A 12,854-nucleotide genomic window follows, 5' to 3' on the forward strand; every position below is an offset into this window, starting at 1 on the left:
GGGCGCTGACGGATCACGCACCGTCCGCTGACGGCGGCGCACCGACCTTCTCCACCTCGGTGATCTCCTTCAGGACGAGAATGATCTCCGCACGGGCGGCTTCGCCGACGTACCAGCCGGTGAGGCCGCCGGTCAGCGCCTCCTCGCAGAACCGCCTCGCCGCTGCCAGGTCCCCGCGCACGCGGGCCACCTGGGCGAGGCCCAGTCGGGCGCTGGCCACGAACTCGGGTGCGCCGCTGCGCTGCGCGAGGAGCAGCGCAGTGGCGAAGTCGTCGTGCGCCGCCGCGAGGTCACCGGCGCGCAGCCTTATCTCCCCCCGGGTACGCAGCATGTCGGCCTGGTCGACGGCCGACCCGAGGGCCTCGACCAGTCCCATGGCCTCATCCATGTGGGCGCCCGCCGTCTCAGGGTCGCCCTGCCAGGCGGCCAGTTCGCCGAGAGCACCGAGCGTGATCATGGTGCCCCATCGGTCCCCGGTGCTGCGGAAGCCGTCGAGCCCGGTGGCCAGCGCCGCCCTGGCCCGGGCCCAATGGCCGCTCCACATCAGCGCCGAGCCGCTGCCCATCGCGCCGAGCGCGTTGATCCACTCGTCCGGGCCGACCAGCCGCCGCAGCTCCGCCATCAGCTCGTCGACATCCTCGGCACCGCCGGACGGCGGCCCGGTCGAGATCCCCGACAGGTACAGCAGGAACGGCTGTCGCGGTGGCCGGTCGAGACTGCGGATCACTGACGACTGCGTCCCGAGGGACGGCAGGTGGCCGGAGCCCGCGAGCGAGGCGTTGTAGACGCAGAGGGCGAACTCCTCACCCAGCCCCGGCGGCGCTTCGGTGCCGAGCAGTTCGAGGACGTCGGCAGCGAGCCGCGCCCCTTCCCCGCGCATGCCGCGCAGCCACCAGTAGAACGACAGGGCCGCGACCATTCCGGCCGCGTCGGACGCGTCACCGGCGGCCGTGGCCCGGCGCAACGCCGCATGCAGGTTGTCCCGCTCGGCGTCGAGCCGTCGCAACCAGTGCAGTTGCTCCGCGCACCGCAGGTGGTCGCTGGCGGTCCACGCGAACTCCAGGAAGTACGCGGTGTGCGCGCGGCGGAGCTGGTCGGCCTCACCGGCCTCGGCGAGGCGCTCTGCGCAGAAGGCCCGCACCGTTTCGAGCATCCGGTACCGACCGCCGGTCATCTCCACGAAGGACTTGTCGACCAGCCCGGTGAGCGCGTCGACGAACCCGGCGGTGGGCAGGCCGCAGACCCGCCCGGCCGCCTCCAGCGTGGCCCCACCGGCGAAGACGGTCAGCCGTCGGGCCACTTCCCGTTCGGCGTCGTCGAGCAGATCCCAGCTCCACTCGACCACGGCCCGGAGGGTGCGGTGTCGCGGCGACACGGCCCGGTTGCCCGTCGACAGCAGCCGGAACCGATCGTCGAGACGGGCGGCCACCTCGGCGACGGACAGCGCCCGCAGACGCGCGGCGGCCAACTCGATCGCCAACGGCAGGCCGTCCAGGCTGCGGCAGATCCGCAACACCATCTCGACGTTGACCGGCGTGACAGTGAAGTCGGGCGCGACGTCGACGGCCCGCTGGACGAAGAGGCCGACCGCCGCGTACTCGTCGGCATCCAGTGCGGACGCGCCGAGCGGTGGCAGGGCGAGCCCGGTGAGCGGGCACAGCGCCTCACCGGCCAGCCCGAGCGGCTCCCGACTCGTGGCCAGGACGCGCATCGCCGGGCACGCGCTCAGCAACCGGGCCGCCAGCCGGGCCGTGTCGACGAGGACGTGTTCACAGTTGTCGAGCACCAGCAGCAGTCGCCGCTCGGCCAGCGCCTCGACCAGCCGGTCGGTGGTCTGCCAGCCCGACTCGGCCGGGGCGCGCAGGCCTGCGTCACGCAGGCCGAGCGCGCTCAGCACCGCCTGCGGTACGTCGGAACCGTCGGCCAGCCCAGCCAGCTCGACGAAACGGACCTCCCCGTCGACCCGGCCCGCCGCCTCGATCGCCAGGCGCGTCTTGCCCGCTCCCCCGGGGCCGGTGAGGGTGACGAGCCGACGCTCACCGAGCAGCTCGCCGACGCGCTTGAGCTCCTCCTCCCGGCCGACGAACGTGGTGAGCTGGCCCGGCAGCGCCCGTTCGGCCGCTCCGCGTTCCTCGCCACGCAGCACCGCGAGGTGGATCGCGGCCAGCTCCGCCGACGGGTCGGCACCCAACTGCTCGGCCAGAGCGCGCCGGGCGTCCTCGAACTCGGCCAGCGCCTCGGCCGGCCGACCCAGCGCGGCCAGAGCGCGCATGAGCTGTCCCCGCGAGCGCTCCCGCAGAGGATGCGCGACGACCAGCTCTCGCAGCTCCGCGACCAGCGTGCCGTGTGCCCCCAACGCCAGGTCCGCCTCGACCCGATCCTCGATGGCGGCCAGCCGCAGCTCGCCCAACCGGGCCGCCTGCACGGGCGCGCCGGCAGGGCCGATGGCATCGGCCAGAGCGGGACCACGCCACAGCTCCAGCGCCTCACGTAACACCGCCGACGCCCGGGGCCAGTCGCCGTCGGCGAGCGCGCGACGCCCCGCCTCGGCGAGCCGCTCAAACCGGTACGCGTCGACATCGTCGGGATCCACCGCGAGGCGGTAGCCGGCCGGGTGGAACTCGACCGGGTCGTGCCCGGCGGGCAGGGCCTGGCGCAGCCGCGACACCTGAGACTGGAGCGCGTTGGCCGCGCCCCGGGGCGGATGCTCCCCGTACAGGCCGTCGATCAGGCGCTCGGCGGAGACCACCCGGCCCGCGTCGAGCAGGAGGAGCGCCAGCAACGCGCGCAGCCGCGGACCGCCCACGGGGACTTCTCGCCCGTCGGCCAGCACCACCTGGGTCGGCCCCAGGATGCGGAAACGCATGCCATGGATTGTCGCTCAGTGCCGGCCGTTTCTGGCCGCGCCGGATGGTGTCAGCTCGCCTCGCCGGTCCCGTCATGCCGGCGGGTCAGCTCGAATTCGTCAGGTGGGCCGCCGTTGGTCGTCGAAGGGGCACCCTCGGCGGGGGGAACGGGATGAGCCGCGCCGGGCGCGGACGCGGCGACCCCGGAGTCCGTCGGACCGGGCACCGGAGGAGACGCCGCCGCTGGGGTTTTCAACCCGCCGGGAACCCCGCCCGGCCGAGGGACCGGGACCGGGTGGACGGGCGGGGCGCACTGCCGCGTCAGCCAGTCCAACCCGCGACGCCGGGCGACCACCGTCAGCCGGTCACCAGCGAAGATCACCTGCCGGGGGTCGAGGTCCTTCCACCAGATCGTCTTGGCACCACCGGCCGGGGTACGCGCGATGAGCCGGACCTGCCCGTCCCGGTTGACCACGTCCAGCGGCCGACCGTCCAGTTCGGAACCGGGGGCGACCGGCACCTCGGCGACCGGCAGCGCGTGCCTGTCGACCGGGATGGTGCTGATCACGGCACGTTCGGTGAGCGCCCCGATGAATGCCGGGGCGGCCAGGTAGGAGACCGACCGGGACACCCCGAGCGCGAACGTCTCCTCCACCCGTTCGGCGAAGTCACCGTCGAAGAGCCGAAGCACCACGCGCAGGTCGGCACGGAGGTCGCGGGCGGCGAGCGCCGCCTCCAGGTTGGCCACGTCGTCGGTGGACGCCACCACCAGCGCCTGGCAGTCGGCCACCGACGCGGAGGCCAGCGTCTCCGGCAACGCGGCGTCACCGACGATCAGCGGCACCTCCAGTTGGCGGGCCAGGGCCGCGCCGCGCGGCTCCGGGTCCTTGTCGATCGCCACCACCTCGACGTCGTACTCGCGCAGCTGTGCCATCACCCGCGTGCCGACGTTGCCCAGGCCGATCACCACCACGTGCCCGACCCGCGCGGGTTGCAGGCGGCCGGTGTGCAGGGCCAGCCGGGCGTTGACGATGCCGTCCACCACGACGGCGGTGATCAGCGGGATCAGCGCCAACCCGGCCAGGTTGAGCACCACCTGCATGATCTGTGCGTCCGCCGTCTTGGTGGTGTCCGGGTCGGCGCCGCTGAGGGTGGTGACCAGGGTCAGGTACAGCGCCTCCAGCGGGGAGACGTCCTCGGCACGGGAGATCAGTGCCCCCAGCACCGCGATCAGCGCGAGTACCGCCATCACCGCGATGCCGATCTTGCGGGTGGCGAAGCCGCGGACCGCACCCATCACCACCGCGACCGGTCGGCGCCGCCGACGCGCGCGGACCAGCCGGCGGGCGGCGACCTCGGTGCCCGGCGGCTGGCCGGTCGCCTCGGCGAGCACCAGATCGGCGCCGGCCTGCTCGGCCGGCAGCAGCTCCACCCCCTGCACCTCGCTGAGGTGCGCCAGCGCGCAGACCACGTCCTGCGGTCGAACGTCGGCCCGCCGCGCCACCCGCAGCGTCTTGTCCCGGTGTTGGAAGGAACTGGGGTCGACCTCGTTGAGCGCGGCGGCCACGAAGGCCGGCGCGGCCATCTCGGCGTCGGAGAGCACCTCGACCGGGGCCTTGAGCAGCTTGCGTACGCCGTCGGCGAGGGTGCCGTTGAACATCCGCAGCACCTGGCGGACCCGCTGGTCGACGGCTTGGGCACAGAGCGCGGCGTGCAGGTTGCCCACGTCGTCCTGCTGCAGCAGGGCCAGCCCGGTCGCGCCGGCCAGGCCGGCGGCCTCGAAGGTGGCCACATCCAGCCGGTCCGAGCGGACCACCCGGACCCCGCGCAGCCCGGCCACGTCCGGCCCGTTGCTGCGGTAACGCTCGGGGACCACGACGGTCACCCGGGCCCCACCCGCCGGCAGCTCGGTTTCGAGCATCGCCCGGGCCACGTAGTAGGCGAGCGCGTCCTTCCCGCAGATCACGTAGTGCGGGCGTGGATCACCGACGGATCGCAGCCGCCAGTTCCACTCGACCGCCCGTCGCGCCCGGTCCCGCCACGGCTCCGCCATGCCCGGATCGTAATCAGCACTGCCATGGTGGGCGACCCCGTCCGGATCATCCCGTGGCCAGGTATGTCCGCTCCGGCGACGGGTAGAGCAGCGACATGCAGACGTTCCTCCCGTACCCGGGCTTTCTGGCCAGCGCCCGCACGCTGGACCAGAAGCGGCTGGGCAAGCAGCGGGTGGAGGCCATCCAGGTGCTGCGCGGGCTCACCCGACCCGGGTACGGCTGGCGCAACCACCCGGCCGTGAAGATGTGGGCCGGGTACGAGGAGGCGCTCGTCCGCTACGGGTTGGACATGTGCGCGGTCTGGACCGAGCCGGGGCGGGCCGACACCTGCGCCACCACGATGACCGTCGACCTCGCCGCCGCCTGCGGGGCCGGCGTGATCCGAACCCAGGACGAGCTGGCCCGAGCAGGTGAGCTGCCACCATGGCTTGGCCGCGACGACCTGCACCTGAGTCACCGCTCGTCGCTGCTGCGCAAGGACCCGGCGCACTACCGCCCGCTGTTCGGCGACGACGTGCCGGAGGACCTGGAGTACGTCTGGCCCGCCTCCGACCGTCCCCGCCGTTGCTTGCCAGCCGACTGATCCGAGGTGGGGCAGACTGGGCCCCATGGCGCTGTCGCAAGTGGTAGGTCGGCTGATCGGCGTACGGCAGCACCAGGTGGACCCGGGCGGTGGTGGCGCCGACCGGGTGCCACGACCGACCACGGCGCTCGTGGTGGGTGGCGGCATCGCCGGCATGTCGGCGGCGGTGGTGCTGGCCGAACGGGGTGTGGCGGTCACCGTGCTGGAGGCGGCACCGACGCTCGGCGGTCGACTGGGCGCCTGGCCGGAGGCGCTCGCCGACGGCAGCCAGCAGAACGAGCACGGCTTCCACGCGTTCTTCCGGCAGTACTACAACTGGCGGTCGATCCTCCGCCGGATCGATCCTGGCCTGGGCTTCCTCAAGCCCATTCCGGGCTACCCGATCCTCAGCGAGCAGTGGCCCACCGAGGAGTTCGGCAGGTTGCCACCCGCGCCGCCGGCGAACCTGCTCGCGCTGCTGCTGCGCAGTCCCAGCCTGCGCCTGTCCGACCTGCGACTGATGGACCGGGACGCGGCGCTGCCGCTGCTCAGCTACGACCCGGTGCGCACCTACGCCGAGCTGGACGACACCACCGCCGACGAGTTGCTGGCGTCGCTGCGACTGCCGGACCGGGCGCGGGCGATGCTGTTCGAGGTCTTCTCGCACTCGTTCTTCAACCACGAGGCGGAGATGTCGGCGGCCGAGATGGTCGCCCAGTTCCACTTCTACCTGCTCGGCAACCCGGAGGGGTTGGCCTTCGACTGCCCCGACGAGGACTACGCCACGGCGATCTGGGAGCCGCTGACCCGACACGTGGAGAAGCACGGCGGCCGGGTCCTCACCAGCTGCGCCGCCACCGGGGTGCACCGCGACGCCGAGGGGTGGCGGGTGACGACCACCGACGGCGGCAGCCATCCGGCCGGGCACGTCGTGCTCGCCGTCGACCCGCCGGCGCTCGCCGCGCTGGTCGCCGCCTCCCCGGACCTGGCCGAGCAGGCCCCCGACCTGGCGAGGAGGATGCCGGCCTTCGGCACCCCCGGCCCGCCGTACGCGGTGGCACGCTACTGGTGTGACGGGGACGTGGCCGCCGAACGGGCGGTGTTCAGCGGTGTGTCCCGCCAGCCCACTCTGGACTCGGTGACGCTCTACCACCGGTTGGAGAACGAGCCGCGGCGCTGGGCGCGGCAGACCGGCGGGTCGGTGATCGAGTTGCACGCGTACGCCTGCGAACCCGGTGTGCCGGCCGAGGAACTGGCCGAGCGGATGCGCCGCGAGCTGGTCGCGCTCTGGCCGGAGGCCGGCGACCTGCGGGTCCGCGAGCTGCGGGCCCGGGTGGAGGCGCAGGCGCCGGCGTTCACGCCGGGCAGCCACGCCTGGCGACCGGGGGTACGCACCGACGCGAACGGCCTCTACCTGGCCGGCGACGGCATCGCGACGGACTTCCCGAGCGCGTTGATGGAACGCTCGGCCGCCACCGGGATCATCGCCGCCAACCACATCCTGCGCGCCGAGGGTGGTGCGGCCGAGCCGGTGCGCTCGATCCGACCGCGTGGGCTGCTGGCCGGCAGGCCAAATCGACAAAACACAACATAAGCCACCGTACGCTGCCGTACGCTCGAATGATCAACCGTCGATCGGCCGGGCGGGAGGGCAGCGGGAGATGTCACCACTGCACCGCGCCGGCGCGGAGAACGACTCCCCGATCGACGAGATCGGCCGCGACGACGCGTATCCGCTGATCCGCGACGAGCGCGCCTGCATCGTCACCGCGCTCCGGCTGGGCTGGTGGATGGCGGACGCCTACCACCACGGGCAGCACGCCGAGCCGCGCGCCTTCACCGAGACCCGCCCGGCCGTACCACCTGCCAAACTCTCCAACCTCACCGAGATGTCCGCCCACCGGCGGATGCGGATGTACCTCGACGGGGTGGACGTCGCCCTGGCCCAGATCGCCGACCTCACCCGGCACACCGGGCCGGTACCCGACACGTCCGCCGCCCGAGCCCTGCTGCCCGACCTGGGTCAGCCCGACCCCACCGACCCGGTGCCGCTGCTGCTCGCCCTCGACGACCTCAACGTGGAGGTGCTGCGGTGGGCGATGGCCGCCAACCACAGGGTCGGGCTGGCCTACCGGCTGGGCCGATCAGTGGCCGACACCGTCCGGGCCGGCGACGTCACACAGTTGCTGCGCCAGTTCGGCGGCCGACAGGTCCAGATCAGCAGATGGTTGGACGAGCTGGCCAGCGTGCTGCCGCCGTACTCGGCCGCAGTGGTGCGCCGGTCACTGGCCGCTTGGGCGAGCGCTGTCGACCGGTCCGGCCACGGGGACCCGACCGAGCCGACGCCCGCCGCCCTGAGCCGGGCGCTGCGCGGCCAGGGTGACCTCTGGCGTGACGTGCTCACCGGCGGTCTGCACCCGCGTGACCTGCTCGACGAGGATGACTACGCGGTGATCGCCAGAAACCTGATCATCCGGGACCGGCGGCTGGTGGCGCAGGCGGCCCGGGGCATCTTCTGGCCGGTGCTCGTACCCCTGCTGTTGGTGCTCTTCGCTGTCGTCGGGGTGAGTGCCGCCGCGGCCGCCGGCTCACCGACCACCCGGGCCACAGTCGCCCTGGTGGGGCTCGGCGCCGGGCTGGCCGCGATCTGGCGGTCGGTCTCCGGGCCCGCCCTGGCGGTCGCCGGTGAGGTCAACCGGCCCCTGCTGGACAGCGAACTCACCGCACGGATGTCCCTGCGGCTGAACCGGCCCCTGACCACCGCCCAGGTCGCGGCGAAAGCGACTCCCCGCACCCGCCGCCAGCGGCGTCCCGTAGAGACCGGCCGATCGAAATACGTTGCCCCTGCCTCCCGCGTCGACCTACCGTGAGCGCGCACTGTCAACCACCACCGCGGGAGCAGCTCATGACGATGTCGCACGTCACCACCGTGCCGTCGACGCTGCCCGGTGACGGTTGCCGAGCGGAAGGTCCCCGGGCGGGCCGGCCCGACTGACGCGTACCCGTACGCGCCGAGCCGCCCCGTCCGACAGCCGGACCGGGCGGCTTCTTGCTGTCCGGCACCTTTGGAAAGGAGTCCCGGTGGACGCCGTCCTCGTCATCAACGCCGACCTCGGCCCGCTGCACCGGGTCACCGTCCAACACGCCGTCCGAATGCTCTGCCGTCGGGTGGCCGAGATCCACGAGGCCGAGCCGGACCGGGTGATCGGGGTCTTCCCGATGCCCCGGGTGGTACGGCTGGTCCGCTTCGTGGTCACCCGGTGGAGGTTCAACTCCGGGCCGGCCTGGTCGCGCGCCGGTGTGCTGCGCCGCGACGATCGGTGCTGCGCGTACTGCGGTGGCTCGGCCTCCACCATCGACCACATCCTGCCCCGCTCACGCGGCGGCCGGAACACCTGGCGAAACACCACCGCCGCCTGCTACGCCTGCAACCAGCGCAAGGGGGACCGGACGCCAGCGGAGGCGGGCATGCCGCTGCGCCGCGAGCCGGTGAACCCGGGCTGGGGGGCGCTGGCCGGGCGGTGACGGACCGGCCGGCGGGAACGGGGGGCCGCGTCCCGGGTACGTCCCGGGCGCGGCACCCGCCGGCCCCCGATCAGGCGGCGCCTTCCTTGACCTTCGACTTCAGTTGGCCGTTGGGGCACTGCACCCGGATCTCGCTGCGGTACGCCGTGGAGGTCAACTCGACCACGATCTGCCTCGCCGGCCCCGGGTCGTACGCCTCGACCCGGAAATCGGGCGCGAGCACCACCTCGACCACCTCGACCGACCTCCCCACGCAGCGAACGGTGACCGTCCCGCCGCGAGCGTCCACGGGTACGCCGGCGCCGGGGGTGGGAGTCGGCGTGGCCCGGGTCGGGGTCGGGCCCGCGGTGGTGGGCGTCGGGCCCGGGGCCACTGTTCCGCCCGGGCCGGTCGCGGGGCCGCTCCGGGTAGCGGGCGCGGTGATCCTGGTCGGCGGCACGGCGGACGGTCCGGCGTCGAGCGCGTCGGTCGGCTCCTCGCTGCGGGGCATCCCCACAGTGGTGGTGCCCGGACCGCTGCCGGTCGGCGCGGCGCTCTGCCCCGGTCGACGATTGCTGGAGTCTCCAAGTGACCCGGCCAACGCCACCGCGGCGATCACGGCACCGCCGACCGTCAGGATGGCCCGCCGCCGACGCCACGGCCCGCGCCTCATCGGCGCCGCCGAGTCGCGGGCCGGCCCGGCGCCGGCCGCGGTGCCAACCGAGCCGTCGCCAGTTGGTCCTTTGTCGGCCGATTCAACGCCGGTCGGCTCGGTGCCGGTCGGCTCGGTGCCGGTCGCGGTGCCGGTCCGCTCGGCGACGTTTGTCGCCGGTTCGGCGGCGACAACGGCGGCGCCCTCGGACGCGGCTCCGCTGGCGGCGGCGAGCAGGATGCGGGCCGCGTCGGCGGCCGGCGGGCGGTCGGCGGGATCGCCGGCCAGGCACCAGCGGTAGAGCCGGTGCACCTCGGGCGGGACACCGTCGATCTCGGGCAGCGGGTCCGGCTCGACGTGCGTGTGCGCGCGGAGCATCCCGGTCTGCGCCTCGGCGGGCCAGGGCAGCCGGCTGGTGAGCACCCGGTGCAGCAGCAGACCGAGGGCGTACACGTCGCTGGCCGGCAGCACCTCGCCGGCCAGCAACCGCTCCGGCGCCAGGTACGCCGGTGTGCCCAGCAGCCGCCCCTCGAAGTCGATCTCGGGGGCGCCGGCGGCTGCCGCGATGCCGAAGTCGAGCACCTTCGCGCCGGTCGGCGTGAGCATCACGTTGCCCGGCTTGATGTCGCGGTGCACCAACCCCTGCTCATGGGCGGCGGCGAGCGCCGAGGCCACCTCGGCGCACACCCGCAGACCGGCGCGTGGCGGCAACGGCCCGACCACCAACCGCCGTTCGAGGGTGTGCCCGCCGAGCAGCTCCATCACCACGAACGGGACCTGGACACCGTCCAGCGCCGACTCGCCGTAGTCGTAAACGCTCGTGACGTGTGGATGCGACAGCCGGGCCGCGGCCTTGGCCTCGCCCCGGATCCGCTGTCGGGCGTTGGTGTCCGAGGCGACCAGCACCTTCACCGCCACGTCCCGTTCGAGCACCTCGTCGTACGCCCGGTGCACCGCCGACATGCCGCCACTGCCGAGGCGTTCCAGGAGCCGGTAGCGGCCCGCAAGCAACTGATCACGCTGCACGACCGACAGCCTGCCGTACCGACCTGGGTTCCGGGTACCCGGGATCGAGGTGTTGCGATGAGTGGGAGCGGCTCGCGATGGTACCCGCAGAGATCAGTCGCCGGTCGGTGGGCGCCAGGCGAAGCGGGGCGTACGCCGCTCGGTCATCGCCGCTACCCCCTCGCGGGCCTCGCCGGTGGTCGCCACCTTCCGGTGCCACCAGGCGATCCGTGCGGGCTCGGCCCGCTCGTCGATGATCTCCTTCGCGGCGGCGATGCTCAGCGGCGATCGTTGGGCGATGGTCGCGGTCAGTTCGTCCACCCGTGCGGCGAGCCGGTCGGCCGGCAGCAGTTCGTCGACCAGACCGATCCGCAGAGCGCGCTCGGCGTCGATCAGCTCGGCGGTGAACAGCAGATGCTTGGCGGCGGACGGGCCGACCAGCCGGGCCAGTCGGCGCGTCGTCGGCGCCGGGTAGACCAGTCCGAGTCGGGCCGGCGGTACGCCGAAACGGGCGTCGTCCGTGGCGATCCGCAGGTCGCAGGCGACAGCGAGCTGAGCCCCACCACCGACGCAGGCGCCGCGGATGGCCGCGATTGTCGGCTTGGAGAACCGGGCCAGCCGTTCCTCGGCGGTCACCGCGATGCTGGCGTCACCGGCGTCCAACAACTCGGCCAGGTCGCCGAGGTCGGCGCCCGCGCAGAACGCGTCGCCCGCGCCGGTGAGCACCAACGCCCGTACCGCGGGGTCGGGTTCCAGCCGGTCGAGCAGTTCGGGGAGCTGACGCCACATGGCCGCGGTCATCGCGTTGCGCCGGGCCGGATTGTGGATCACCACGGTGGCGACCGGCCCGGCCACCTCGACGGTCAACTCCGCGTCCGACACATCCGCTCCTTCCCGCGTCACCTGGAGCGACGCCGCCAATCTGGCCGCCGGCGTCGCGCGCCGGTGCGGCGACCATAGCGAAGACGATCGGTCAGGCGCGGCACAGGCGCACTGGGGGGAACCAACGGTTGGGGTCGCGCGTCCGACGGAGATGAGACCCGCATCGACGACCGTCGCCACGGTAGCGCTCCTGGCCGCGCTCCTGACCGGTTGCACCAGCGTCGACCGAGCCCCCACCGCCACCCCGACCCAACCCTCGACCACCACCGCTACCGGCCCGGCTGACCCGACCACCGGCACCTCGCAGCCGACCACCGCCCCGACGGTCAGCGCCGGGACCAGCGGTGTGGCCCCCCGGGTGACGTTGCGAATCTCCGGCGGCTTCGCCGGGCGCGGTGAGTCCATCGTCGTCGAGCCGGACGGTCAGTGGACCGTGACAGACCGGGCCGGCGGTCGGCGCAACGGACGGCTCACCCCTGCTGACCAGGGCACCCTCGCGGGACTGACCGCGGACCCCCGGCTCGCCACCGAGGCCCGGCAGCCGACCACCGCGACCAGGTGCTCGGACGTGATGCACTACCGCCTCAGCGTGGCCAGCAACGACACCGGATACACCACCTGCCCCGAGGACGGAACCCCACCGCCGGCCACCCAGGCGGTGGTCAACCTGCTCCTGCGAACCACCGAGACTTACGTCAGATAGTCCGGCGGCAGGCCGGTCCCGCGCAGCTCCGGCGGTAGGTGGGCCACATCGTTGACGGCGATCAGACTCGGCGGGCCGGCCGCGCTGTACCGGATGACGGTCAGCCCCGCGTTGTGCGAGTTCAAACCCAACCACCGCCACTCCGGCGCGTCGAGGGCATGCCGCACCAGCCAGGCGATCAGGAAGCTGTGCGTCACGACCAGTTCGCGGACCGGCTCGCCGCCAGCGGGCCCTTCACCGACCGGACCGGCGAACCGCCGCACCGCGTCCGCTGTCACTCGCGGCCCGTCGACCCGCTCGGCCTCCGAGAACTGGGTCAGGAATTCGGCGTACGCGGGCGGCAGGCCAGCCGGGTCCGTGTCGTGTGGGAGGTGGTCACCGGCCAGCTCCGTCTCGTACACCGGAACCTCGGGCAGCGACTTGGCGATCAGCTCGGCGGTCTGCGCGGCCCGGCGCAGCGGCCCGTGATGAACAGCGGCGAACCGGCGGGCTCGCAGTCGTTCGCCCAGCAGGGTGGCCTGCCGCCGCCCGCGCTCCGACAGGCCGGTGTCCGGCTCGCCGGCATCGGTCCCACTCAGCTCGGACAGGTCCTGCTCGGCGTGTCGGGTCAGGTACAGCAAGCGGGTCACCATGGCCCTCACCTCAA

Annotated in this window: 10 protein-coding genes; 5 read left to right on the top strand and 5 right to left on the bottom strand. The window is 73.4% G+C overall.

Translation table 11 applies throughout. The annotated features are described in order from the left end of the window. Positions 1-13: 13 nt before the first annotated feature. Together IW249_RS07220 and IW249_RS07225 are read right to left on the bottom strand one after the other, a co-directional pair. Positions 14-2,866 carry an AfsR/SARP family transcriptional regulator gene (locus tag IW249_RS07220; RefSeq protein ID WP_196920041.1) on the bottom strand — a complete coding sequence of 951 codons (2,853 nt, stop codon included), beginning with the start codon at positions 2,864-2,866 and terminating at the stop codon, positions 14-16. 50 nt (positions 2,867-2,916) lie between these two features. Further along, complete coding sequence (locus IW249_RS07225) at positions 2,917-4,899, bottom strand: potassium channel protein (protein ID WP_231392438.1); 1,983 nt, start codon at positions 4,897-4,899, stop codon at positions 2,917-2,919. 95 nt (positions 4,900-4,994) lie between these two features. On the opposite strand from IW249_RS07225, the gene IW249_RS07230 reads away from it, so the two are divergent. The 4 genes from IW249_RS07230 to IW249_RS07245 all read left to right on the top strand — a co-directional run bounded on the left by IW249_RS07230 (position 4,995) and on the right by IW249_RS07245 (position 8,987). Next, positions 4,995-5,483 (top strand): MSMEG_6728 family protein, encoded by a 489-nt coding sequence (locus tag IW249_RS07230; RefSeq protein ID WP_196920042.1) that lies wholly within the window; start codon positions 4,995-4,997, stop codon positions 5,481-5,483. Positions 5,484-5,508: 25 nt separating this feature from the next. Further along, complete coding sequence (locus IW249_RS07235; RefSeq protein WP_196920043.1) at positions 5,509-7,056, top strand: FAD-dependent oxidoreductase; 1,548 nt, start codon at positions 5,509-5,511, stop codon at positions 7,054-7,056. 67 nt (positions 7,057-7,123) lie between these two features. Continuing rightward, on the top strand, positions 7,124-8,332 hold the full coding sequence (locus tag IW249_RS07240) for a hypothetical protein (RefSeq protein ID WP_196920044.1): 1,209 nt from the start codon (positions 7,124-7,126) through the stop codon (positions 8,330-8,332). A 211-nt stretch (positions 8,333-8,543) separates the two neighbouring features. Continuing rightward, positions 8,544-8,987, top strand: coding sequence for an HNH endonuclease (locus IW249_RS07245; RefSeq protein WP_196920045.1), 444 nt, complete (start codon positions 8,544-8,546; stop codon positions 8,985-8,987). A gap of 70 nt (positions 8,988-9,057) precedes the next feature. Here IW249_RS07245 and IW249_RS07250 read toward each other — a convergent pair whose 3' ends face one another. Together IW249_RS07250 and IW249_RS07255 are read right to left on the bottom strand one after the other, a co-directional pair. Continuing rightward, complete coding sequence (locus IW249_RS07250; RefSeq protein ID WP_307788541.1) at positions 9,058-10,644, bottom strand: serine/threonine-protein kinase; 1,587 nt, start codon at positions 10,642-10,644, stop codon at positions 9,058-9,060. A 93-nt stretch (positions 10,645-10,737) separates the two neighbouring features. After that, positions 10,738-11,505 carry an enoyl-CoA hydratase/isomerase family protein gene (locus IW249_RS07255; RefSeq protein ID WP_196920046.1) on the bottom strand — a complete coding sequence of 256 codons (768 nt, stop codon included), beginning with the start codon at positions 11,503-11,505 and terminating at the stop codon, positions 10,738-10,740. 151 nt (positions 11,506-11,656) lie between these two features. Here IW249_RS07255 and IW249_RS07260 point away from each other — a divergent pair, with 151 nt between their 5' ends. Further along, entirely contained in the window at positions 11,657-12,208 is a 552-nt protein-coding gene (locus IW249_RS07260) for a hypothetical protein (protein WP_196920047.1), read from the top strand. Here IW249_RS07260 and IW249_RS07265 read toward each other — a convergent pair. After that, positions 12,196-12,840, bottom strand: coding sequence for a histidine phosphatase family protein (locus tag IW249_RS07265; RefSeq protein WP_196920048.1), 645 nt, complete (start codon positions 12,838-12,840; stop codon positions 12,196-12,198). The two genes, IW249_RS07260 and IW249_RS07265, sit on opposite strands and share 13 nt — an antisense overlap. Positions 12,841-12,854 lie beyond the last annotated feature (14 nt).

The organism is Micromonospora vinacea (genome assembly GCF_015751785.1).
GTDB classification, from domain to species: Bacteria; Actinomycetota; Actinomycetes; order Mycobacteriales; family Micromonosporaceae; genus Micromonospora; species Micromonospora vinacea.

Bases quoted from the DNA above. Each gene is read 5' to 3' on its own strand.
- IW249_RS07220 (WP_196920041.1), bottom strand. From the start codon at position 2,866: ATGCGTTTCCGCATCCTGGGGCCGACCCAGGTGGTGCTGGCCGACGGG.
- IW249_RS07225 (WP_231392438.1), bottom strand. From the start codon at position 4,899: ATGGCGGAGCCGTGGCGGGACCGGGCGCGACGGGCGGTCGAGTGGAAC.
- IW249_RS07230 (WP_196920042.1), top strand. From the start codon at position 4,995: ATGCAGACGTTCCTCCCGTACCCGGGCTTTCTGGCCAGCGCCCGCACG.
- IW249_RS07235 (WP_196920043.1), top strand. From the start codon at position 5,509: ATGGCGCTGTCGCAAGTGGTAGGTCGGCTGATCGGCGTACGGCAGCAC.
- IW249_RS07240 (WP_196920044.1), top strand. From the start codon at position 7,124: ATGTCACCACTGCACCGCGCCGGCGCGGAGAACGACTCCCCGATCGAC.
- IW249_RS07260 (WP_196920047.1), top strand. From the start codon at position 11,657: ATGAGACCCGCATCGACGACCGTCGCCACGGTAGCGCTCCTGGCCGCG.
- IW249_RS07265 (WP_196920048.1), bottom strand. From the start codon at position 12,840: ATGGTGACCCGCTTGCTGTACCTGACCCGACACGCCGAGCAGGACCTG.